Source organism: Micromonospora sp. NPDC047521, from assembly GCF_055587305.1.
This window is the reverse complement of the sequence record NZ_JBVJGN010000016.1, coordinates 37,172-57,899: the sequence shown is the minus strand read 5'-3', so window position 1 is coordinate 57,899 and position 20,728 is coordinate 37,172. Positions and strand designations below refer to the sequence as shown.

22 protein-coding genes and 1 pseudogene are annotated in these 20,728 nt (G+C 73.1%); 11 read left to right on the top strand and 12 right to left on the bottom strand.

The window, feature by feature from the left end; translation table 11 throughout:
- Window positions 1–5 precede the first annotated feature (5 nt).
- Genes ACZ6N8_RS27105 through ACZ6N8_RS27090 form a run of 4 tightly spaced genes read left to right on the top strand, consistent with a single transcriptional unit; the run spans window position 6 to window position 3,599 of the window.
- Window positions 6–1,175, top strand: a complete 1,170-nt coding sequence (locus tag ACZ6N8_RS27105; protein WP_466013356.1) for an acyl-CoA dehydrogenase family protein — start codon at window positions 6–8, stop codon at window positions 1,173–1,175.
- Window positions 1,175–2,020 carry a phosphate/phosphite/phosphonate ABC transporter substrate-binding protein gene (locus tag ACZ6N8_RS27100; RefSeq protein ID WP_466013354.1) on the top strand — a complete coding sequence of 282 codons (846 nt, stop codon included), beginning with the start codon at window positions 1,175–1,177 and terminating at the stop codon, window positions 2,018–2,020. Before ACZ6N8_RS27105 ends, ACZ6N8_RS27100 begins: the two co-directional genes overlap by 1 nt.
- Entirely contained in the window at window positions 2,017–3,222 is a 1,206-nt protein-coding gene (locus ACZ6N8_RS27095) for a ferritin-like domain-containing protein (RefSeq protein WP_466013352.1), read from the top strand. The genes ACZ6N8_RS27100 and ACZ6N8_RS27095 overlap by 4 nt, the downstream gene beginning before the upstream one ends.
- A 23-nt stretch (window positions 3,223–3,245) precedes the next feature.
- On the top strand, window positions 3,246–3,599 hold the full coding sequence (locus ACZ6N8_RS27090) for a TraR/DksA family transcriptional regulator (protein ID WP_466013350.1): 354 nt from the start codon (window positions 3,246–3,248) through the stop codon (window positions 3,597–3,599).
- Between the two features lie 21 nt (window positions 3,600–3,620).
- Here ACZ6N8_RS27090 and ACZ6N8_RS27085 read toward each other — a convergent pair whose 3' ends face one another.
- Together ACZ6N8_RS27085 and ACZ6N8_RS27080 are read right to left on the bottom strand one after the other, a co-directional pair.
- Complete coding sequence (locus ACZ6N8_RS27085) at window positions 3,621–5,027, bottom strand: FAD-dependent oxidoreductase (RefSeq protein ID WP_466013348.1); 1,407 nt, start codon at window positions 5,025–5,027, stop codon at window positions 3,621–3,623.
- Between the two features lie 14 nt (window positions 5,028–5,041).
- Complete coding sequence (locus tag ACZ6N8_RS27080) at window positions 5,042–5,536, bottom strand: GNAT family N-acetyltransferase (RefSeq protein ID WP_466013346.1); 495 nt, start codon at window positions 5,534–5,536, stop codon at window positions 5,042–5,044.
- A 98-nt stretch (window positions 5,537–5,634) separates the two neighbouring features.
- On the opposite strand from ACZ6N8_RS27080, the gene ACZ6N8_RS27075 reads away from it, so the two are divergent.
- Genes ACZ6N8_RS27075 through ACZ6N8_RS27065 form a run of 3 tightly spaced genes read left to right on the top strand, consistent with a single transcriptional unit; the run spans window position 5,635 to window position 7,478 of the window.
- Window positions 5,635–5,982, top strand: coding sequence for an ArsR/SmtB family transcription factor (locus ACZ6N8_RS27075; RefSeq protein ID WP_466013344.1), 348 nt, complete (start codon window positions 5,635–5,637; stop codon window positions 5,980–5,982).
- Window positions 5,979–7,061, top strand: a complete 1,083-nt coding sequence (gene arsB / locus ACZ6N8_RS27070) for an ACR3 family arsenite efflux transporter (RefSeq protein WP_466013342.1) — start codon at window positions 5,979–5,981, stop codon at window positions 7,059–7,061. Before ACZ6N8_RS27075 ends, arsB begins: the two co-directional genes overlap by 4 nt.
- Window positions 7,062–7,076: 15 nt before the next feature.
- Window positions 7,077–7,478 carry an arsenate reductase ArsC gene (locus ACZ6N8_RS27065; protein WP_466013340.1) on the top strand — a complete coding sequence of 134 codons (402 nt, stop codon included), beginning with the start codon at window positions 7,077–7,079 and terminating at the stop codon, window positions 7,476–7,478.
- Here ACZ6N8_RS27065 and ACZ6N8_RS27060 read toward each other — a convergent pair.
- From ACZ6N8_RS27060 to ACZ6N8_RS27050, 3 genes are read right to left on the bottom strand one after another with little or no spacing between them, the layout of a single operon-like run.
- Window positions 7,475–8,038, bottom strand: coding sequence for a GerMN domain-containing protein (locus ACZ6N8_RS27060; protein WP_466013338.1), 564 nt, complete (start codon window positions 8,036–8,038; stop codon window positions 7,475–7,477). The two genes, ACZ6N8_RS27065 and ACZ6N8_RS27060, sit on opposite strands and share 4 nt — an antisense overlap.
- Window positions 8,035–9,390, bottom strand: a complete 1,356-nt coding sequence (locus ACZ6N8_RS27055; RefSeq protein WP_466013336.1) for a sensor histidine kinase — start codon at window positions 9,388–9,390, stop codon at window positions 8,035–8,037. The genes ACZ6N8_RS27060 and ACZ6N8_RS27055 overlap by 4 nt, the downstream gene beginning before the upstream one ends.
- Complete coding sequence (locus ACZ6N8_RS27050; RefSeq protein WP_466013334.1) at window positions 9,387–10,067, bottom strand: response regulator transcription factor; 681 nt, start codon at window positions 10,065–10,067, stop codon at window positions 9,387–9,389. The genes ACZ6N8_RS27055 and ACZ6N8_RS27050 overlap by 4 nt, the downstream gene beginning before the upstream one ends.
- A 156-nt stretch (window positions 10,068–10,223) precedes the next feature.
- Here ACZ6N8_RS27050 and ACZ6N8_RS27045 point away from each other — a divergent pair, with 156 nt between their 5' ends.
- From ACZ6N8_RS27045 to ACZ6N8_RS27035, 3 genes are read left to right on the top strand one after another with little or no spacing between them, the layout of a single operon-like run.
- Complete coding sequence (locus ACZ6N8_RS27045) at window positions 10,224–10,673, top strand: STAS domain-containing protein (RefSeq protein ID WP_466013332.1); 450 nt, start codon at window positions 10,224–10,226, stop codon at window positions 10,671–10,673.
- The gene (locus ACZ6N8_RS27040) at window positions 10,670–10,960 is read left to right on the top strand and encodes a GlsB/YeaQ/YmgE family stress response membrane protein (protein WP_466013330.1); all 291 of its coding nucleotides are present in this window, start codon (window positions 10,670–10,672) and stop codon (window positions 10,958–10,960) included. The genes ACZ6N8_RS27045 and ACZ6N8_RS27040 overlap by 4 nt, the downstream gene beginning before the upstream one ends.
- Before the next feature lie 14 nt (window positions 10,961–10,974).
- Window positions 10,975–11,568: an STAS domain-containing protein gene (locus tag ACZ6N8_RS27035; protein WP_466013328.1), complete on the top strand. Its 594-nt coding sequence runs from the start codon at window positions 10,975–10,977 to the stop codon at window positions 11,566–11,568.
- A 23-nt stretch (window positions 11,569–11,591) separates the two neighbouring features.
- Here ACZ6N8_RS27035 and ACZ6N8_RS27030 read toward each other — a convergent pair.
- The 7 genes and pseudogenes from ACZ6N8_RS27030 to ACZ6N8_RS27000 form a co-directional block, all read right to left on the bottom strand.
- Window positions 11,592–12,338, bottom strand: a pseudogene (locus ACZ6N8_RS27030) (sulfite exporter TauE/SafE family protein); the annotation flags it as partial.
- A complete protein-coding gene (locus tag ACZ6N8_RS27025) occupies window positions 12,335–12,931 on the bottom strand; it encodes a rhodanese-like domain-containing protein (protein ID WP_466013326.1) in 597 nt (198 codons plus the stop codon). The gene ACZ6N8_RS27025 and the pseudogene ACZ6N8_RS27030, both read right to left, overlap by 4 nt.
- 15 nt (window positions 12,932–12,946) lie before the next feature.
- Window positions 12,947–14,347, bottom strand: a complete 1,401-nt coding sequence (locus tag ACZ6N8_RS27020; protein WP_466013324.1) for a rhodanese-like domain-containing protein — start codon at window positions 14,345–14,347, stop codon at window positions 12,947–12,949.
- Between the two features lie 146 nt (window positions 14,348–14,493).
- Window positions 14,494–14,763, bottom strand: a complete 270-nt coding sequence (locus ACZ6N8_RS27015; protein ID WP_354819092.1) for a metal-sensitive transcriptional regulator — start codon at window positions 14,761–14,763, stop codon at window positions 14,494–14,496.
- Between the two features lie 84 nt (window positions 14,764–14,847).
- Window positions 14,848–16,308: a P-loop NTPase family protein gene (locus ACZ6N8_RS27010; RefSeq protein WP_466013322.1), complete on the bottom strand. Its 1,461-nt coding sequence runs from the start codon at window positions 16,306–16,308 to the stop codon at window positions 14,848–14,850.
- Entirely contained in the window at window positions 16,305–18,155 is a 1,851-nt protein-coding gene (locus ACZ6N8_RS27005) for a dynamin family protein (RefSeq protein WP_466013456.1), read from the bottom strand. Before ACZ6N8_RS27005 ends, ACZ6N8_RS27010 begins: the two co-directional genes overlap by 4 nt.
- 115 nt (window positions 18,156–18,270) lie before the next feature.
- Entirely contained in the window at window positions 18,271–19,167 is an 897-nt protein-coding gene (locus tag ACZ6N8_RS27000) for an IniB N-terminal domain-containing protein (protein WP_466013320.1), read from the bottom strand.
- A 289-nt stretch (window positions 19,168–19,456) separates the two neighbouring features.
- On the opposite strand from ACZ6N8_RS27000, the gene ACZ6N8_RS26995 reads away from it, so the two are divergent.
- A complete protein-coding gene (locus tag ACZ6N8_RS26995; protein WP_466013319.1) occupies window positions 19,457–20,725 on the top strand; it encodes an Hsp70 family protein in 1,269 nt (422 codons plus the stop codon).
- Window positions 20,726–20,728 lie beyond the last annotated feature (3 nt).

Below are 20,728 nucleotides of genomic sequence, written 5' to 3'. Positions count from 1 at the left end.
TCCCCATGACGGCCAGTGTCGACAACGTCCAACCCAGCGCCGACATCCTGACCCCACTGGACACAGTGGTCGACGAGGTGATCCGCCCGCGGGCGGAGACCGTCGACCGGGACGGCGCCTTTCCCCGCGAGGGCATCGACGCGCTCGCCGCCGCAGGCCTGCTCGGTCTGGCCTCCTCGACCGACGTCGGTGGCGGCGGCCAGGGCATGCGGGCCGTCGCCGCCGTCATCGAACGGCTGGCCGCCGAGTGTGGATCCACCGCGATGGTGGTGCTCATGCACTACGCGGCGACCGCCGTCGTCGAGGCCCACGGCCCGCGCGAGGTCCGCGCGGCCATCGCCGCCGGAGGCCACCTGACCACGTTGGCGTTCTCCGAGTACGGCTCCCGCAGCCACTTCTGGTCACCCACCGGCACCGCGACGGCGGCAGGTGGGGACACCGTGCGGCTCGACGCCCGCAAGAGCTGGGTCACCGCGGCGGGCCAGGCCGACAGCTACGTCTGGTCCAGCCTCGCGCTGTCGCCGGGGGCCGGGCCGATGACGCTGTGGCTCGTTCCCGCCGACAGCGCGGGGCTCCGCGTGGCCGGGGACTTCGACGGGCTCGGCCTGCGCGGCAACGGCTCCCGACCGATGACGGCCGACGGCCTGCTGGTCCCCGCCGACGCGATGCTGGCCGCCGACGGCGCCGGCCTCGACACCGCGCTCGGTGCCGTACTCCCCTGGTTCCTGGTGCTCAACTCCGCGTTCTGCCTCGGCCTCGCGGACAGCGCGGTCGCCGAGGCCGGGCGGCACCTCACCGGCACCACACTCACGCACACCGGCGCGGCCCTTCGCGACGCGCCCGTGGCCCGGCGCGACTTCGCCCAGCTGAAGATCCGCACCGACGCCCTGCGCGCCTTTCTCGCCGACACCCTCACCGCGCTGGAGACCGGCCGGGACGACGCGACGCTGCGGGTGTTGCAGGTCAAGGCCCTGGCCGGCGAGACGGTCGCGGACGTCACCGACGGCGCGATGCGGCTCTGCGGTGGCAGCGCGTTCCGCAGGGAGCTGGGTCTGGAACGCCGGTTCCGCGACTCTCGAGCGGCCCGTGTGATGGCACCTACCACCGACGCCCTGCACGACTTCGTGGGCCGCGTCGCCACCGGACTGCCGCTGCTCGACGAGGCCAACCGCTGATGCCCGCGCCATCGGTCCTGATGGGCGCTGTCGCGTACGACCCCAAGGTGGTCACCATCTGGGAGGGCTTTCGCGCCTGGCTGCGCGAGCGCGGCCTGGATTTCGACTTCGTCCTCTACTCGCACTACGAGCGGCAGGTCGAGGACCTGGTCGCCGGCCGGCTCGACGCGGCCTGGAACTCTCCCCTCGCCTGGCTCCGAGCCGAACGGTTGGCGGCGGCCGGCGGCGGCTCGGTAAGCGCGCTCACGATGCGCGACACCGACCGGGACCTCACGTCGGTCGTCGTGGTGCGCGCCGACTCGCCGGTACGCCGGGTCGAGGACCTCGCCGGGAGGGTGGTCGGCACCGGCGCGGTGGACAGCCCGCAGGCGACGCTGATCCCGCTCGGTCACCTCACGGCCGCCGGTGTCCGGGTCGACGTGCGCCGGTTCGACGTCGGTGTGGGGCTGCACGGCGACCACATCGGCGGCGAACGAGACGCCGCCCGCGCCCTGGCGGCTGGGGAGGTCGACGCCGCCTGCATGATCGACGCCAACCACCTGCTGTTCGTCCAGGAGGGCACGCTGCCCCCCGAAGGCACCCGGATCGTCGCCCAGACCGACCCGTACGACCACTGCACCATGACGGTACGCGAGCCGGCGTCCAACGGTGTCCGGCTCTTCGGCACCCTGCTGCGCGGCATGTCGTACGCCGATCCGCAGGTGCGCCCGCTGCTCGACCTGGAGGGCCTGACGGCCTGGGAGGACGGCCGCACGACGGGGTACGCCGCCCTGGCCGCGGCCGTCGACGCGAGCGGGTTCTACGCCGCCGACGGGCGGGTGACCGCCTCGGACTACCGGCCGTGACCGCCGACGTCGAGATCGACCTGGGTGGCCTCGGCTTCGGCGGTGGCGCGCACCTGCTGGTGCAGCGCGCCCTGGCCGGGCTGCGACCCGGCGGCCGACTCGCGGTTTCCGGCCGTGACCCGGCGCTGCGGGTACACCTGCCGGCCTGGTGCCGAAGCCGGGGCCACCGGATCGAATGGCCGGACCCGGCCGACCGGAGCGGTCTGGTGGCGGTCGTCGTTCGCGGCACGGCGGACGACGAGCGGTGGGCCGGCGCGGAGCGGGCGGGGCCGGCACTGCCCTCGGGGCTCAGCGGTCGTCCGCCACCCCGCTGGGGGCTCGGCGCCCGTGGCGCACTGTTGGAGGCCGGCGGCCCCGAGGCCCGGTTCGACCTGGACGACCGCGATCTGGTGTGGGCGGACGTCGCCCCCCTGCTGTACGCGCAGGCCGCCGCCCGGCAGTGGGACCCGGAGACGGCGGTGCCGTGGGACGACACGTTCGCGCTGCCGGCGGATGTCGAGGCCGCGGTGGTGCAGATCATGACCTACCTCGTCGAGAACGAGCAGGCGGCTCTGGTCGTACCTGCGCGTTTCGTCGGTCGCATCCACCCGCACTTCCGGGAGGTGATGCAGCTGCTCGCCGTGCAGATGGCGGACGAGGCGCGGCACATGGAGGTGTTCAGCCGGCGAGGGCTGCTGCGCGGCGCGGAGTTGGGCACCTCGTCGGCGGGCGGCCGGCAGTCGCTCTTCACGCTCGTCGCCGAATCCGATTTCGCCCTGGCCTCGTTCCTGCTCTCCGTGCTCGGCGAGGGCAGCTTCGTCGACCTGCTGGCGTTCCTGGTGCGGCACGCTCCGGACCCGGTGACCCGCCGGATCTGCTGGCTGGCGATGCAGGACGAGCGACGGCACGTGGTGTTCGGCATGGCGCACCTGGAGCATCAGGCGACTGTCGACCCGTCGCTGCGGGACCGACTCCGGGCCGCCATCCACCGTCGCCACGACGCGTTGGTCGACACCGCGGGCCTCAACGCGGACGTGTTCGACGCGTTGGTGGTGCTCGCCGCCGGCGGGTGGGGCCCCGATGACGTGTCCGCCGGCTTCGGCCACGTGCGGGCACTGCAACAGGCGATGGACCAGGGCCGCCAGCGCCGGCTCGTCCGGCTGGGTTTCCGACCCGACGAGGCGGCCGCGCTCTCCGCCCTGCACACCCGCAACTTCATGTAGGCCGGGCGTACCGTTGAACCACCATGAACAGCGAATCCAGCGCGATCCGTGCGGACCTGCTCCGGCGGCGAGACGAGACGGCCAGCCAGGCCACCGCGCTGGAGGGCGACCTGCGGAGCCTCTTCGAGGCGTCCCGGTCGTCGAACGCCGACGACGAGCACGACCCCGAGGGCAGCACGATCGCGTTCGAACGGGCCCAGCTCAGCGCCGTCCTGGACGCGACACGTCGACGCCTGGCGGAACTGGACGTGGCGCTGAGCCGGGTCGACGCGGGCAACTACGGCGTGTGCGAACGGTGCTCCCGCCCCATCCCCGCCGAACGGCTCGCCGCCCGCCCGTCGGCGCGTACCTGTGTGGCGTGCGCCAGCCGACGGTGACCGTGCCGCCCGGGACGGACGTCAGCTGGCGCAGCAGCCGCCGCTTTGACCCGCGTCGAGCGCGACGAGCCTGAGCGGCGCGGACCGCAGGCCACCGGTGAGGCCGGTGGCCAGGCCACGGCCGGCCGGCTCGGGCTCCGCCGCCGGCCCGCAGCAGCCGTCGCCGGACGCCGCGTCGGCGGCGTTGCTGCTGCACACGCCGGTCTCGGGCAGGTCGAGCTGGACGTCGCGGGCGGCGGCCCAGTCCCCGGCGAGGGCCGCGACGACGGAGCGGACCTGCTCGTAGCCGGTGGCCATGAGGAACGTCGGCGCCCGACCGTAGGACTTCATGCCGACCGCGTAGTAGCCCCTCTCCGGGTGGGCGAGTTCGTCGACGCCGTGCGGAGGAACCGTGCCGCAGGAATGCTCGTTCGGGTCGATCAGCGGCGCCAGGGCGCGGGTGGCGCCCAGGACCGGGTCCAGGTCCAGGCGCAGTTCCGAGGCGATGGAGTGGTCGGGGCGAAAGCCTGTGGCGGCGACGATACGGTCGACGGTCACCGCCTCCTCGCCACCGTCGGCGTGCCGCACCACAACGGCCACCCGGCCGTCGGCAGGGGTGAGGGCGTGCACCGAGAAACCGGTGAGCAGGCGGATCCGACCGGCGTCGACATGCTGGCGCAGGCGCGACCCGAGGGCCCCGCGCGCCGGCAGGGCGTCGGCGTCCCCGCCGCCGTACGTCCGCGCGGGCGAGGTGGTGCGGATCGCCCAGGTCACCTCGGTACCGGGCGTGGCGGCGGCCAGCTCCGCCAGGGACAGCAGGGTGTTCGCCGCGGAGTGGCCGGCGCCGACGACGAGGGTGTGCCGGCCGGCGAAGCGGTCCCGGTCGGCGCCGAGGACGTCCGGCAGCGCGTGCTCGAGGTACGCGGCGACGTCGGCCTCACCCCGGGCGGGCAGGCCGGACGCGCCGAGGACGTTCGGGGTGTCCCAGGTGCCGGAGGCGTCGATGACGGCGCGGGCCAGCAGCTCGGTGCCGTCGGTGAGACGGACCAGGAACGGCGTGCGGTCGCGTCCGGCGGTGCGCAGCCGGTCCAGGCCGAGGCGGCTGATCGCCCCGACCCGGGCACCGTAGCGGACGTGCGGCTTGAGCTGGGGCAGCTCGGCGAGCGGTTGGAGGTAGTCGCCGACCAGCTCCGCGCCGGTGGGCAGGGCCTCCGGGTCGGGGGCGAACCAACCGGTCTCGTCGAGGAGTCGGCGGGCGGCCGGGTCGACGTTGTAGCGCCAGGGTGAGAAGACCCGCACGTGCCCCCACTGCCGTACGGCGGCGCCGGGGGTGTCGCCGGCCTCCAGGACGATGAAGGGCAGACCGCGTTCGTGCAGGTGGGCGGCGGCGGCCAGACCGGTCGGACCGGCGCCGACGACCACGACGGGAAGGCTGTCCAGGGCGTTCATAGGGTGACTCCTTGTCAGGTGATGGTGGGGCTGCGCCGCTCCAGCAGGACGACGTCGCGCCAGCGGTCATGGTGGCGGCCGACCCGCTCGCGGACCCCGATGACGCGGAACCCGGCCCGTTGGTGCAGGGCGAGGCTGGCGGCGTTCTCCGGGAAGATCCCGGACTGGATCGTCCAGATGCCCGCGGCTTCGGTCGAGGTGATCAGGGTGTCGAGCAGCAGCCGGCCGACTCCGCGTCCGCGGGCTGCCGGGTCGACGTAGACGGAGTGCTCGACCACTCCGGCGTAGACCTCACGGGTCGACGTCGGCGAGACGGCGACCCAGCCGAGGATGGTCTCGCCGTCGACAGCCACGAATCGGTGCGCGGGTAGGCGGCTGGCGTCGAAGGCCGCCCAGGTCGGTGCCACGACCTCGAAACTCGCGTCACCACCGTCGAGTCCGGCCTGGTAGATGGCAAGGACGCGGTCGGCGTCGCGGACGTTCATCGGACGTACGGTGAGGTCGGCCATCGGCGAGGCTCCGTTCTGGGGGACTTCCCGAGACGCTGTCTCGACGTCTGTCGAAACAGACAGTTGCACGTTGATTAGATGACTGTCAAGCTAGATACATGTCGAAACAAGCGGTCATCGGCGTGTCCTGCTGCCCGTCCCTCACCGAACGGCGCCTGCCGACCGAGGCCGCCGCCGCGCTCTCCCCCGCGTTCAAGGCCCTCGGCGACCCGGTCCGCCTTCAGCTGATGTCGATGATCGCCTCCGCCGAGGGCGGGGAGATCTGCGTCTGCGACCTGACCCCCGCCTTCGACCTCACCGGCCCCACCATCTCGCACCACCTGCGGACCCTGCGCGCGGCGGGGCTCGTCGACGCCGAGCGCCGGGGCACCTGGGTCTACTACCGCGCCCGCCCGGCGATCCTGCGCCAGCTCGCCGCCCTGCTCACGGTCCCGGGGGGCCGATGAGCACCGCGTCGATTCCCCGGGCCGCCAGCGCCGACAGCGCGGTTGTCCGGCGCCTCTCCCGACTCGACCGGCTGCTGCCGGTCTGGATCGGCCTGGCCATGGTCGGCGGGCTGCTCCTCGGTCGCCTCGTTCCCGGCCTCGACCGCGCGCTCGACTCGGTGACGATCGGCGGCATCTCGCTGCCGATCGCGATCGGCCTGCTGATCATGATGTATCCGGTGCTGGCGAAGGTCCGCTACGACCGGCTCGACACCGTCACGGGCGACCGCCGACTGTTGATCTCCTCGCTGGTCCTCAACTGGCTCGTCGGTCCCGCCGTGATGTTCACCCTGGCCTGGATCTTCCTGGCCGACCAGCCCGCGTACCGGACCGGCCTGATCATCGTCGGTCTGGCCCGCTGCATCGCCATGGTGATCATCTGGAACGACCTCGCCTGCGGCGACCGGGAAGCCGCCGCCGTCCTGGTCGCACTCAACTCGGTGTTCCAGGTCCTCGCCTTCGGCCTGCTCGGCTGGTTCTACCTGTCCGTCCTGCCCGACTGGCTGGGGCTGCCCGGCGCCGAGCTGACCGTCTCGCCCTGGGGCATCGCCGGCAACGTGCTCGTCTTCCTCGGCATCCCACTGCTGGCCGGCTACCTCACCCGCCGCCTCGGCGAACGGGCCAAGGGCCGCACCTGGTACGAGTCGCGCTTCCTGCCCAGGATCGGCCCCGCCGCCCTGTACGGACTGCTGTTCACCATCGTGATCCTGTTCGCCCTCCAGGGTGACGCCGTCACCAGCCGACCCCTCGACGTCGCGCGCATCGCCGTACCGCTGCTCGTGTACTTCACGCTCATGTGGGCCGGCTCGTACGCTCTCGGCCGGGCCATCGGCCTCGGCTACGAACGCACCACCACCCTGGCCTTCACGGCGGCCGGCAACAACTTCGAACTCGCCATCGCGGTCGCGATCGGCACCTTCGGCGTCGCCTCCGGTCAGGCCCTCGCCGGGGTGGTCGGTCCGCTGATCGAGGTGCCCGTCCTGGTCGGACTCGTCTACGTCTCGCTGTGGGCGCGCCGCCGCTTCTTCACGACCCCCTGATCGAGAGGCGCCACCATGAGCGACAAGCCAAGCGTCCTGTTCGTCTGCGTCCACAACGCCGGCCGTTCCCAGATGGCCGCCGGCTGGCTGCGCCACCTCGCCGGCGACACCGTCGAGGTCCGCTCGGCCGGCTCCGCGCCGGCCGAGACCGTCAACCCCGCCGCCGTGCAGGCCATGCGGGAGGTCGGCATCGACATCACCGACCAGAGCCCGAGACTCCTGGAGTACGCGACCGCGGAGTCCTCCGACGTCATCGTGACGATGGGCTGCGGCGACGCCTGCCCGGTCTTCCCCGGCAAGCGCTACGAGGACTGGAAGCTCGACGACCCCGCCGGTAGGGGCGTGGAGTCGGTACGCCCGATCCGCGACGAGATCCGCACCCGGGTGGAGAAGCTGCTCGCCGAGTTGCGCCGCTAGGAAGCGCTGATCAGCGGCGCGTAGTCGGCGCGGGTGAGCGGCCTGGTCGACAGGGAACCGTCGGCCCGGGGCACACCGAGCGGCCGGCCGTCGCGCAGGAACACCACTGTCGTGACGTCGTCGCGCCCGGTCAGGGTGCAGACGATCTGCCCGAAGGCGAGGACCTCGTCACTGCGTCCGGCGTCGGTGCCGGGTTCGTCCACGACGACGTGGGCCTGCGTACCTGTCACCCTCACCCCGGCGGCGTTGACGGCACCCGGCAGGGCGCTGGCCAGGTCGTCGTCGCGTTCGCCAGCTGTGGGTCCGGCCAGCAGGTGCCGGAGTTGCTCGTCGACCCCGGACGGGCGGTGGACCCGCCGCAGAACCGGGACGATGTGGTTGTCGCGCACGAGGCAGACCGTCTCGTCGAACCGCCCCGCCGGGACTGTCGCGTCGGTGGGGACGGGGGCGGGGAACGGACCCGGCGGAGGCTGGACCGTCCGGGGCGCGGCGTCGGTGGGCACACCGCAGCCCGACAGCAGCGCGACGAGCGCCAACGCGGTGAGCCGGCGGCCGGTCACGACAGGCTCCCCGGCAGCGTGACGCGGAAGCGGGCGCCTCCGCCGGGGCGGTCGGTGACGCTGACGTGCCCGCCGTGGGCCGCCGCGTGCTGGGCGACGAGCGCGAGCCCGAGCCCGGTGCCGTCGCCCGCGCCGCGCGTGTGGGCGGCACGTCCGCGTACGAAGCGACCGAAGATCGCCGTACGGTCCTCGACAGGTACGCCGGGGCCCTCGTCGTCCACCTCGATCACCCCGGCGTCGCCGTCCCGGTCCAGCCGCACGGCTGCGGCGCCGCCACCGTGGGTGACGGCGTTGTCCAGCAGGTTGGCCAGGATCTGCGCGATGCGGCGACGCTCCACGTGCCACACCTGCGCCGTCTCCGGTGCGAGTCGGACGAGGCCGGCCGGCAGGTCGTGGGCCTGGCAGGCGTCCCGGGCCAGCGTCGTGACGTCGACCGGGGCGCGGTGCGCCGGCTGGTCGCTGCGGGCCAGGTCGATCAGGTCGTTCACGAGCTGTTGGAATCTGTCGATCTCGTCGGCGACGAGCCCGGCGGCGACGGCCGTGCGCTCGTCCTGGTGGTCCCGGCGGCGGGCCAGGACGCTTGCCGCCGCCGCGAGGGTCTGCAGGGGCGACCGCAGTTCGTGACTGACGTCGGCGGCGAAGCGGCGGTCCCGCTCGATGCGGTGCGCCAACTGGTCGACCATCTGGTTGAACGACGAGGAGAGGCGGGTCAGGTCGGGGTCGGTGGCGGGGTCGAGGCGGGCCGTGAAGTCACCGGCGGCGATCTTCTCGGCGGCGTCGGCGACCGCCGTGAGCGGGCGCAGCCCGTGCCGGGTGGCGTACCAGCCGAGCGCCGCGCCGGACCCGGCGACCATGATCGCGACTGTGGTCAGCGCCAACGCGAGGACCTGGAACGTCTGCTCCAGCTCCCGCAGCGAGTTGACCTCGAAGTAGGTTGCCGTCGCGGACAGCGGCACCCCCACCACCAGGGCCGGCTGGCCGTCGATGCGGACGCGTTGCACCGCCGGATCGCCGGCGGTGACGATCCGGCGCAGGTCGGCGGGTATCGCGGCGGTGGTGCCCGGGTCGGCGGCGCGCGCGTACCACTCGCCGTTGAGGTGCAGCACCGGCCGCCGGCTGCCGCCGGTGTCCAGCGAACGGAGCACCTCCACCACGTCGGGAGTGTCGGTGTCGAGCCCGGCCCGTACGACGGCGGCGTCGAAGTAGGCGGCGCGCAGCGCGGTGCGTTCCCGCTCGTCCATCAGGCTCCGGCGGGTCAGCTCGTAGGAGACCAGGGCCATCGACGCGGCGAGCAGGAGCGCGCCGACGGCGAACGCGGCGGTGACCCGGGTCCGCAGTCCGAGGCGTCTCATCGCTGCAACTTGTAGCCCAGGCCCCGCAGGGTGACCAGGTGCCGCGGGTTCGCCGGATCCGGTTCGATCTTCTGCCGCAGCCGGCCGACGTGCACGTCGACGAGGCGCTCGTCGCCGCTGTCGTAACCCCAGACCCGTTGCAGCAACTGCTGGCGGGACAGCACCCGACCGGCGTGTTCGGCCAGCTCGCACAGCAACCGGAACTCGGTGCGGGTGACCGGGACCGGCTGGCCGACCCGGCGTACCTCCCCCGCGACGGGGCTGATCTCCAGCTCGCCGAACGCGAGGACCGGGACGACGTCAGGCGCGGCGACGGTGCGGGCGCGGCGACGCAGCGCGCGCAGCCGGGCCGTCAGCTCCTTGATCGCCACCGGCTTGACGACGTAGTCGTCCGCGCCCGCCTCCAGTGCGGCGACGATGTCGTGGGTGTCGTCACGGGCGCTGACCACAACGATCGGGACGTCGTCGTCGCGCCGCAGCTGCCGGATGCACTCGAAGCCGTCGAGGCCGGGCAGCATCAGGTCCACCAGCACGTAGTCGGCCCGGTCGCGGCGCTGGACGCGCAGGCCCTCCTCGGCGGTGGCGGCGCCGAGGACGTCGTACCCCTCGTCCTCGAGAGCGAGCAGCAGCGCCCGGCGGATGCGGTCGTCGTCCTCGATCAGCAGTACGGCCGTCATGCCGGAAATCATTACCGGCCGTCCCCCGAGCGGCCAACCGTGACCGTCGGACGGCGGATTTGTCACGCAACTGTCATGGATCCGCGCGGAGACCGCCAAGCCCGCGCGGCACGGTGGTGGCTGAGCCGAGGTGCGCGAGGCGAGGGGGTACGACAGATGACCGGGCCACTGACATCCGCGCGGTGCACCCTGCCGTTTGTCGAGGTCTCGGTCACCGAGTTGGACCTGGCCTGCCTGCCGGAGGCCGGCATGGTCTTCGACAGGCTGCTGGCCCTGCGCCCCGGGCAGGTCGTGGTCGACCTGTCCGCGTGCCGGCACATCGACGCCGCCGCCGTAGGGCTGCTCCTCGACCTGCACCGGCGGTTGAGCCGCGCCGACGCCGTCCTCACTCTCGCCAACCCCAACCCGCGCATCCGGCGCATCCTGCAGATCACCCACCTGGACCGGGTCCTGTCGATCGTCACCGAGCGACCGCAGCCCCGGCCGGCGGCGGGTACGCCCCCGCGCGCGCCGACCCGGGCCCGGCCGAGAGGCGCGTACGGCCGGGCGACCGTGACCGTCGGCGCGCGCCCTACGGCGGACACCGTCGACCGGGGCGAGCCGTGACCGTCGGCGCTCTGCTCAGCGCGCTGGCCGTCGGCCTCGCCGTGGGTGCGCTCGGCCGGCTGGTGATTCCGGGCCGGCAACCCGTTCCGCGGTGGGTCACCGCCGCCGTCGGCGTCGTGGCCGCGCTGCTCGGCAGCCTCACCGTCCGGCTCGCGGGTGACGCCGGCCGTCTCAGCTTCGGCGAGGCGCTCGCCCAGGTCTGCGCCGCCGGCGTCGCAGTGGTGCTCGTCGTGGTGACGTCGGGCCGGCACCGATCGACCACACCGCCCGCCCGGACCCGAAGGTAGGAAGGACCAGCAGGATGACAGTCGTCCCGGACGACCACCTGATGACACTGATCTGCGACACGTGTGGCGACAGCGTCACCGCCACCGCGTGTGTGCTGCCGGACGCCGAGGTCGTCTGGACGCTCGTGTCGGAGCAGGGCTGGAGTGGCTCGGCGTTCGCCACCGGACCGCACCGGTGCCCCCACTGCAGCCTGCTCCCGCCGGCAGGTGGCGGGTACGCGCCCTGCGACGATCACGGCCCGGGTGGGATCCTCGGCATCGACCACCTCGACGACGTCACTGTCGTCGCCGCCACCGGGGATCTCGACCTGGACACCTGTGACACCCTCCGTGCCGCCCTGCGGCACGCGGCGGAGATGGGCGGGCACGTGGTCGTCGATCTGAGTCAGGTCCACGTCATCGACTCGACGGGGCTCGGTCTGCTCGTCCGCGCCCACCGCGACGCCCGCGACCGTGGTGCCACGCTCTGTCTCGCCGCGCCGTCCCGGTTCATCCGGACCGTCCTGCACACCATGCGCCTGGACGGCCTGTTTCCGGTCTTCGACAGCCGCGACGACGCCGTCGCCCACGTCAACCACCGGGAGACCGGCGCGCTCGCGCGATCCTGAGCGTCCTACGCTGCCAGGGCGGTCACCTGCTGGCCCAGGACGAGAACGCCCACCGCCAGGACGAACCAGCCGAAAGCCGGACGCAGGCGACGCTCCGGGACCCGGCGGGAGAGCCGGCTCCCCACGAGGCTGCCGGCGACCGCTGCGGCGGTGAGCGCGGCGGTGAGCGTCCAGTCGACCGCCACGGCGGCGAGGTGACCGGCGAACCCGGCCAGGCTCTGCATCGCGATGACCGCCAGGGAGGTGCCGACCGCCACGGCCATCGGCAGACCGCCGAGCAGAGTCAGCGCGGGCACGACGAGGAACCCGCCGCCCGCGCCGACGAGACCGGCGACGACCCCGACCGCCGCGCCGACGGCGACTGCCCGCGACGGCGCCAGCCCTCGTCCGGCGCCGTCGCCGTCACCGGCGCGGCGACCACGGATCATGCCCACGGCGGTGGCGAGCATCATCAGCGCGAACAGGACCACCAGCACCGTGCCCGGAACGACCGCCGCGAGGCGCCCACCCCCGTACGCGCCGGCCATCCCCGCCAGACCGAGGAGCAGGCCGGTACGCCAACGGACCCGCCGGGCCCAGGCGTACGGCACCAGGGCCACCGCGCTCGTGACGCCGACGACGAACAGCGAGGTGGCGATGGCCTCGTCGACCGGCAGGCCGGTGACGTAGATCAGCAGCGGCACGGCGAGGATGGATCCGCCGCCGCCGAGCAGGCCCAGACTGACGCCGATGACCACGGCCAGCGCGAGGGTCAGGACCAGAGAGGTCACGACCTGCTCGCGGCCGGACTCCGGTCGCGCAGGTGATCGACGACGGTGTCCAGGTCGCAGCGCGCACCCCTGTTGTAGGGCAGCTTGCTCAGCAGCATGCCCATCGCGCAGGTGTTACTGATCGCGGCGAAGGTCAGGCCGGCGCCGACGAACGCGGCCACCCACTTGGCGCCCGGCAGCACCACCGACGCGAGGACGCTGAGCAGCACGATGGAGCCGGCGACGAGGCGTACCTGACGTTCCAGGTCCCAGCGGGCCCGACCCAGGTTGACGGGCGCGTTCGTGGCCTGCCAGGCGAGGATGCCGCCGGTGAGGACCTTCAGGTTCGGCAGACCGGCCTGGGCGAGTGCCTGTCCGGCCTGAGCGGCCCGGGCCCCGGAGCGGCAGACCAGCACCACGTCCTCGTCGAGGTGCCGGCGCAGCTCGTCACGGTGCTCCCGGAGCAGGTCGAGGGGGACGTTGTAGGAGCCGGGGATGTGCGCGGACTCGAACTCCGCAGGCGTACGCACGTCAAGCACCCGGGGCGCACTGCCCGAGTCGAGAAGGTCGCGCAGGGCGGTCGCGTCGAGGCTGTGCGGGTGGGACGGGTTCATGTCTCCTCGTTCGGTTCAGGAATTCGTGGTCATGGCGACGCCGGCCTGCTCGGCCCGGCCGAACATGTCGTCGATCAGGACGACGTCGCGTCCGGCGTTGGCCAGCAGGGACGCGGCGGCCGCGGCCCGGTATCCGGAGCCGCAGTGCACCCAGACCGTCCCGGCGGGCACCTCGGCCATACGTCCGGGCAGGTCGGGCAGCGGGATGTGGACGGCGTCGGCCACGTGGCCCGCCCTCCACTCGTTCGTCATCCGCACGTCGAGGACGACCTGCGGGTCGGGCAGCCCGGCCGGGGTGTTCCCGGTCTGGGCGGCGGCCAGCACGTCGAAGTCGGCGACTGTCAGCTCACGCATCTCGTCCCGGCCGGTGGCCCACTCGTCCGGTGCGCCTGTGGCGCGCGCGGCGGGTCTGTCGATGCCGATCCGGACGAGCTCGCGCTGGGCGTCGGCGACCTGCTCGGGTGTCTCGGCGAGCAGGGTGACCGGGACTCCCCAGTCGATCAGCCAGCCGAGCCAGGTCGACATCGGTCCGTCGAGGCCCAGGCTGACGGTTCCGGCGAGGTGCGACGCGGCGTACGCCCTGCGGTGCCGCAGGTCGACCACCCACTCCCCCGCGTCGATCCGCTGCCGCAGCTCGGCGGCGTCGGCGCGCGCCACGGGGCTGAGGTCGACAGGCGCCGGGCCGGCCGCGTTGGCGACGCCCATGTGGGCGTAGTACGCCGGGTAGGCGTCGAGTCCGGCGAGGGTGTCGGTGACGAATTCGTCGGCGGCGAGCCGCAGCACCGGGTTGGCCTGCTTTTCCCGACCGATCGTCGACTCGGGGGCATCGGCCTGGCTGGCGGAGCAGAAGCTTCCGAAGCCGTGGGTGGGCCAGACCTGCGCGCCGTCGGGCAGCAGGTCGGCCAGGCGCCGGGCGGATGCGTACTGGTGGTGGGCGAGGGTGTGGGCGTGCTGCTGGCCGAGCAGGTCGGTGCGGCCGGTGGTGCCGAACAGCAGCGACCCTCCGGTGAACACGCCGACCGGTGACCACCCGCCGTCGGTGGCGTCGTCGAGGACGTACGACAGGTGGTGGAAGGTGTGTCCGGGTGTGGAGGCGACGCGGATCCGCAGCGTCTCGGACACAGTGACGACGTCCCCGTCGGCCACCGGCCGGCGGTCGAAGGCCACCTCGTCGTCGGCGCACACCAGGTACTCGGCGCCGGTGAGCCGGGCGAGGTCAAGCCCGCCGGAGACGTAGTCGTTGTGCAGGTGCGTCTCGAGCACGTGCGTGACGCGTACCCCGAGCCTGCCGGCCAGCGCCAGCACCCGGTCGACGTCGCGCTGCGGGTCGACGACCACGGCCCGCTGGCCGTCGGTGGCCAGGTAGCTGCGGTCACCGAGTGACGAGGTCGCGATGACGGACACCTGGACTGTCATGTGCGTACTCCTTCTTCAGGCTCGAATACCCCCGGGGGTATAGGGAAGGCAGACGTCTGCGGGTGCACGACGCCTACCCGCCCACACCGGGATCACGCGGCGCGGACAGGCGGTCACCCGCCAGAAGGCTCCTCAGACCCGGCGGCTCACGCCAGGGCGAGGAACAGCTTCTCCAGCTCCTCTTCGGTCATCTCGGGCTGATCGCCCCGATCGCGCGCGTTGGCGCAGTGCCGCATCCCCGAAGCGATGATCTTGTAGCCGGCCCGGTCGATGGCCTTCGACACGGCGGCGAGCTGGGTCAGCGCCTCCCGGCAGTCCTGACCCTCCTCCATCATCTCGATCACCGCGTTCAGCTGCCCACGGGCTCGCTTGAGCCGGGTCAGCGCCTCGCCTGTCATCTCGGGTCGAAGCTTCACGCTCGCCACCTCCTGCGCCGAACGATACCCCCGGGGGTATAAATGCGGCCACCCACAGTGACGAATTCCACCCGTCAGCGCACCTCAGCGCCCACCGGCGGCCAGCTCCGCGAGCATCCCCTCGCAGCTGCGCACGACCACCTCCGCGCCACGGCGCTGGGCCAGCGGCAGCGCCGGGTCCTCCGCCCGGTCCCGCCACCGCCACTGCGCGTCGGCGGCCACCTCCCAGAGCCGCTGCACGGTCGCCTCGTGCTCGACACCGAGACGGGCGGCGAGCCCCACCCCGTCGCCACCGATCAGCCGCTGCGCCTCCGCGGCCAGCTCCGCGTCGAACCCGAGCCGGGTGTGCCGCAGCGCCACCAGCAGGCGCAACTCCCGGAACTCGTGGGCGCCGGCGAGGATCTGCTCGATCGTGGCGACCAGCTCGGCGGAGCCCCGGACCGGCTCGGCCCGGAGCAGCGCCTCCACGGCGGCCAGCGCCGACCGCGCCTTGAGCGTGTCGCGGCGGTCGATGAAGCAGCGGGTCACCGCCTCGCGCAGCTCGGTGAGGCCGCTGCGGCGGATGAGTTCGGCGGAGAGCTTCACCCGCGTGTCGAACCCGGAGCGGACCAGGGTGGTCGCCAACCGGATCCCGAAGAGACCGAAACGGTCCAGCAGGGCCGTCCGCAGGTCCGCGTCCACGCGTACCGGCAGGTCGCCACGGAGGAAGCGGTCGGCGGAGAGCAGGTGGGTGTCCAACTCCGCGCGGGGGACCCCGGCCAGCGTCGCGAGGGCCGCGAAGTCCGACTCGCCGAGCATCCGGCCGGCCAGTCCGATCAACCCGCTGCACGCCACCACGTTCACGGCCAGCGCGCCCACCCGGGGATCGCGGTAGTGCCGTCGCGCCAACTGGCGGGCGGTGAGCAGCCCGTCGATCCGGCCACCGCCGGTCTCGTCCGCCCGGGACAACACCATGATCACGTTCACCGGGGCGGCTTGGCCGACGGCGCTCTCCCGGCCGGACTCCAGCACCCGCAGATCACTGTCGCGACCGTCGCGGGTCAGGAACAGCACCGCGTCCGCGTCGCGCAGCACCCGGTCCATCACCGACACGTGGCCCCGCTCACCGGCGCCGCTCAGCGCCGGGGTGTCGATCAACGTGATCTGCCGCAGCGCCCGCGTCGGCCACCGCACCACGACGTCACGCACCTCCCCCGCGCCCCAGCCCAGATCCACACGCATCCCGGTCGCCGACTTGACCACGGTCAACTCCTGCGGGGGCTGACCGGCCGGGTAGGCGGTGGCGCGCGGCGCGGGGGCGTCCTCGTACCAGGTGAAGGCGCCGTCGGCTCCCTCGACAGGCGCGACCTCCTCACCCATCAGCGCGTTCAGCACAGTCGACTTGCCCGAACGCCACGGGCCGGCGACCGCGATCCGCAGCGGCTCCTCCAGCCGGGCCACCTGGTGCCGCAACTGCCCGACCGCCCGCGGACTGGCCCGGTAGAGGTCGAGCGCCTGGTGCAGCAACCCCCACGCCGCCTCGTCCAGGCGTACGCCGACGGTCACGCCCGAGGCTCCAACAGCCCAGGGGTGGCACGGGCGCCGCTGAGTTGCTGGGCCTGCTCGTATACGGCTGCCAACCGGGTCATCCTCAACCGGATCTCGCGCAGGCGCTGCTCACGCTGGGCGGCGTCGGTGTCGGCCTCCTGCTTGGCGCTGCGGAACGACTGCACGATGGCCTCCTGAAGCTCCTCGGTGAGCCCTGTGAAGTGATCCCGCAGCATCCGCTGCACCTGGCGTACGGCGTCGCGGCAGTCCCTGATGACGCGGACGAAAACGTCGTCCACGTGCCGCTGGATGGCCGTCTTCACCGTCGCCTGCCGACGACGCAGCAACTGCTTGCTCTCGTCGCGGATGCTCTTGCCGCCGAACAGCGCGCCGATCCCCACCGAGACCGGGTTGATCATCGGCATTCCGGCAAGCGTCGTCGCCAGACCGAACATCAGCATCCCGCCGTACGAGCCCTTCATGCCGGTGAACAGTTTCTGCCCCGTGGTGAACCGGTCGATCCTGGGCCGCTCCAGCTCCGGCAGCCGGTCGCCGATGTCGTCAGGCACCGTCATCGACCACGGCGGCAGCACGTCGTAGCCGTACCTGGCGAAGTTGGCGGCCACCCGACGGGCGATCCAGTCGCAGCGCTGGATCAGCCACTCGTGGTTCGCCTCCGCCGCCTCCACCAGGCTGCGCTCCAGCCAGTCCTGGAAGGTGTCCCAGGCGACCAGCGGATCGGCCGTGTCGAACGCGTCGTCCACCGCGCGCAGGATCTGCCGGGTCCGGTCGCGCAGGTCGTACTCGATGTCGGAGAGCAGGTCCGCGACCTCGTCGTTCAGGGTGTTCTGCCAGCGCGTGGAGCAGCGGCGCAGCTCGTCGACCTCACGCTGCGCCGCGTGCAGGCGGGAGATCGGCCCGGACTGCTCCTCGGCCTCCTGGGTCGACAGCTCGGCGCGTAGCGGCGCCGCCAACTGCTCCACCACCGTCCGGGCCACCGCCTGCACCGCGCCACGGGCCAACTGGTCGGCCTTGCCGGACATGTCCCGGCGCAGCCGCGCGATGAGCGTGGGGAAGCCGGACTCGGCGTTCAGATTTCGGTCGTCGGCGGTGGCCGCACGCAGCCGCAGCGTCGCCGAGACCGGGATCACCGGCGCGGGGATGCCGGCGTCGGCCAGGTGCTGGCGGTTGCGCTCGGCCACCGCTCGCCAGTCCGCGACAAGATCCGTCTTGCTCTGCACCACCACCACGTTCGGGTGCGAGCGCATGACGTGCAGCAGCATGTCCAGTTCGGTGACCGAGAGCTCCCGGGTCGAGTCGGAGACCAGCAGCACCGTGTCCGCGCGACCGGGCGAGGCGACCGGGCCCGCTCCGCCGACGGCGGCGACCTCGTCGGCGCCCGGAGTGTCCACAAGCACCAGTCCCGCGCCGAGCAGCGCGCGGGGCACCCCGATCTCGACGTACGCCGGACCGCCTCCGGACCGGCGCCCGACGGTGCCTGCCACACCCGCCGCGACCTGGTCGAGCGCCACCGGGGTCCGCTCCACGGCGATGACGGCGGCGCCACCGGCGCCGCGACCCGCAGGTGGCCCCTGGGCCACCGCGGCGTACGCGGCCTCGGCGTGCTGCACCACTGTCGGCAGGACTGTGGTACGCCCGTCGCCGACCGGGCAGGCGGGCGCGTTGATGATCGCGTTGATCAGCTGGCTCTTGCCCTGGTTGGGCTCACCGATGACCAGGACGCGCAGTTTCGGGTCCAGCAGTTGGGCACGCTTCTGCCGCACCGTTTCGAGCAGGTCGTCTCGCCCGTGCGCGCTGCACGTACGGGCGATCTCGTCCAGAACGTCCAACCAGATCCCCGCCATCACCGCACCAAGTGTGCGGATTTCGGCTCAATTATCAAGAGGGACCGGTTGGGGAACTGGAGAAGGCCGGACCGCCCGAGACGGTCCGGCCTCCCGCTCCAGGTGGAACACCCCGTCAGAGCAGGCCCCCGGTGATGCCCAGCAGACCGTGGTCCGACGAGGCGGGCCCCCCGTCGTGCGTGTCGCCGAGCACACCGTCGGTGACACCGCCGGTCACGTCACCGACAGTGCCGGTGACGCCGGGGAGGAGACCCTCCACCTGGTGCGTCACACCGCCCACAGTGGACGGAACGTCAAGGGGCGGGAGAACGCCGCCGACGGCGCCGCCGCCGTCGCCCAGGCCCAGCCCGCCGAGGGTGTCGCCGACACCCAGCGAGCCGACCACACCACCGAGGTGACCCTGGGTGCCGGACAGGACGCCGCCGGACAGGTCGCCGCCGAGCAGGCCGTGGTCGCCGGTGTCCAGCAGACCGCCGGTGTTGCCGACGGTGCCCGTGACATCGCCGAGGACCGGGTCGACGATGCCGTCGACCGGCTGCACCACGTCGGCGTCGAGGGTGTGCGCCACGTCGTTCACGCCGGTCAGGTCGGTGTCCAGACCGCTCGGGCCGACGCCCAGGCCGATCCCCGGCAGCACCGTGACCCCCGCCGCGACGGTGCTCGGGTCGACAGCGATGGCGCCCAGCACGCCCGCCTTGACGTCCAGGCCGCTGGGCGAGCTGGTGATGCTGATCTGCTGCGCCACGCTCTGCAACTGACCGACCACGTCGGTGGTGTCGGTCACCAGCGGGTCCAGGCCGAGCTGACCGGCGACCGGGGCGAGCGGCGCGAGGCCCTGACCCGGCGCGTAGTCGACCACGAGCGGGACGACGTCCTGCACGTCGGCGGCGGTGATGTCGCTGAGCCCCGCGGCGTGCAGCGCGCCCTCCGGGTCGAGGTCGAACGCCGACCGCGCGTCGGGGTTGGTCAGCAGGTCGAGCACGAAGTCGTGGAGGGTCTGTTGCGAGTCCATGTGCCGGTTCTCCTCGGATGTGGCGTCAGCGACCGTCTTGCGTCGACAGGAACGCTACGACCGGGGGCACCTCCGGACATCGGGGCTCGGCCCGCATCCGATCCCCCTGAACTAGGGGCTCCACCGCTTCGTACGTTAGGGGGACAGGGGGAAACCGTCCCGGCCAGATTAGGGTCCCGACCAGGGAGCGATCTCTGGTACGAACGTAGGAGCCCACGGGGGTTCGCCGGGGGTGGTCGTCGGCGCGAGCGCCCACCGACCGGCCACCTCACGGGGAGAGAAGAGACGGATGCGGTACGTCCTGGGGATCGACATCGGAAGCACCAACACGGCCGCCGCCGTCGCACGGCGTAACGGCACGACCTGGACGCGCCCGGAACCCGTCGGGCTCGGCGCCGACTCGCCTCTCGTACCGTCGGTGCTGTACCTGTCGGAGGACGGCTCGCTGCGCGTCGGGGAACCGCCGACCGACGACGGCAGCCGCACCACCCGGGACTTCGTCCGCCGGATCGGCGACGACGTGCCCCTGCTGCTCGGCGGCGAGGCGTGCGCGCCGCAGACGCTCACCGCGGAGCTGGCCGGGTGGGTGGTGGATCGGGTCCACGCCCTGGAGGGGGCACCGGCCGAGGCGATCGTTCTCAGTCACCCGGCCGGTTGGCGCCCGTACCGGCGGGATCTGCTGCACCGGGCGTTGTCCGACCTGGGCCTGCGTCACGTCACGCTGCTGCCCCGCACGGTGACGGTGGCGGAGAGCCACGCGGCCCGCGGGTTCGCCGGTACGACGGCAGCGGTCTACGCGCTGGGCGGCAACAGCTTCGAGGCGGCGCTGGTGCGGCGTACCCCGCGCGGCACGTACGAGGGTTTCGGCACCCCGCAGGGTCTCGACCCGATCGGCGGCGCCGACTTCGACGAGGCACTTGCCACGCACGTGCGTACGGTGCTGGCCCGGGAGTTGGCGGCCGGCGCGCGCCGGGGCACCCAGGCCGCCCTGCGCGGCCTGCGGGCGGAGTGCGCGCGGGTCAAGCGCGAGCTGACCGTCGACCTGACGGCCGACGTGGTGGTGAGCCTGCCGGGCGGCCCGGCGCGGATTCCGGTGACCCGGGCGCAGTTCGAAGAGATGATCCGCCCGACGGTGCAGGCCACCGTCGACCTCCTGCTGCGGACGGTGCACGGCGCCGACCGGACGCCCGCGCAGCTCGACGCCGTCCTGTTGGCCGGCGGCTCCGCCCGCATCCCGCTCGTCGCCGAGCTGGTCGGTGCGGCTCTCGCGGTGCCCGTGGAGGTGCAGCCCGATTCGCAGTTGACCGCCGCGACCGGCGCGGCGATGGCCGCCTGCCAGGTGGTGTCGCCGCGCCGGCCCGCTCCGGCCGGCGGCCCGACTCCGGTACGCGCGCAGGCGGGCCCGGCCCGGGCCACCCTCCCGGCGCCGCGCCGCCCGCATCACGACACTCCCGTCCCGGCCGACCCACCTCCCCGTCCGCCGGTCCGGATCCTCCCACTGGACCTGCCGAAGGCGTCCCGTCTGGCGTTGAGCCTCAGCCGGGGACGCGAAGGATGACCA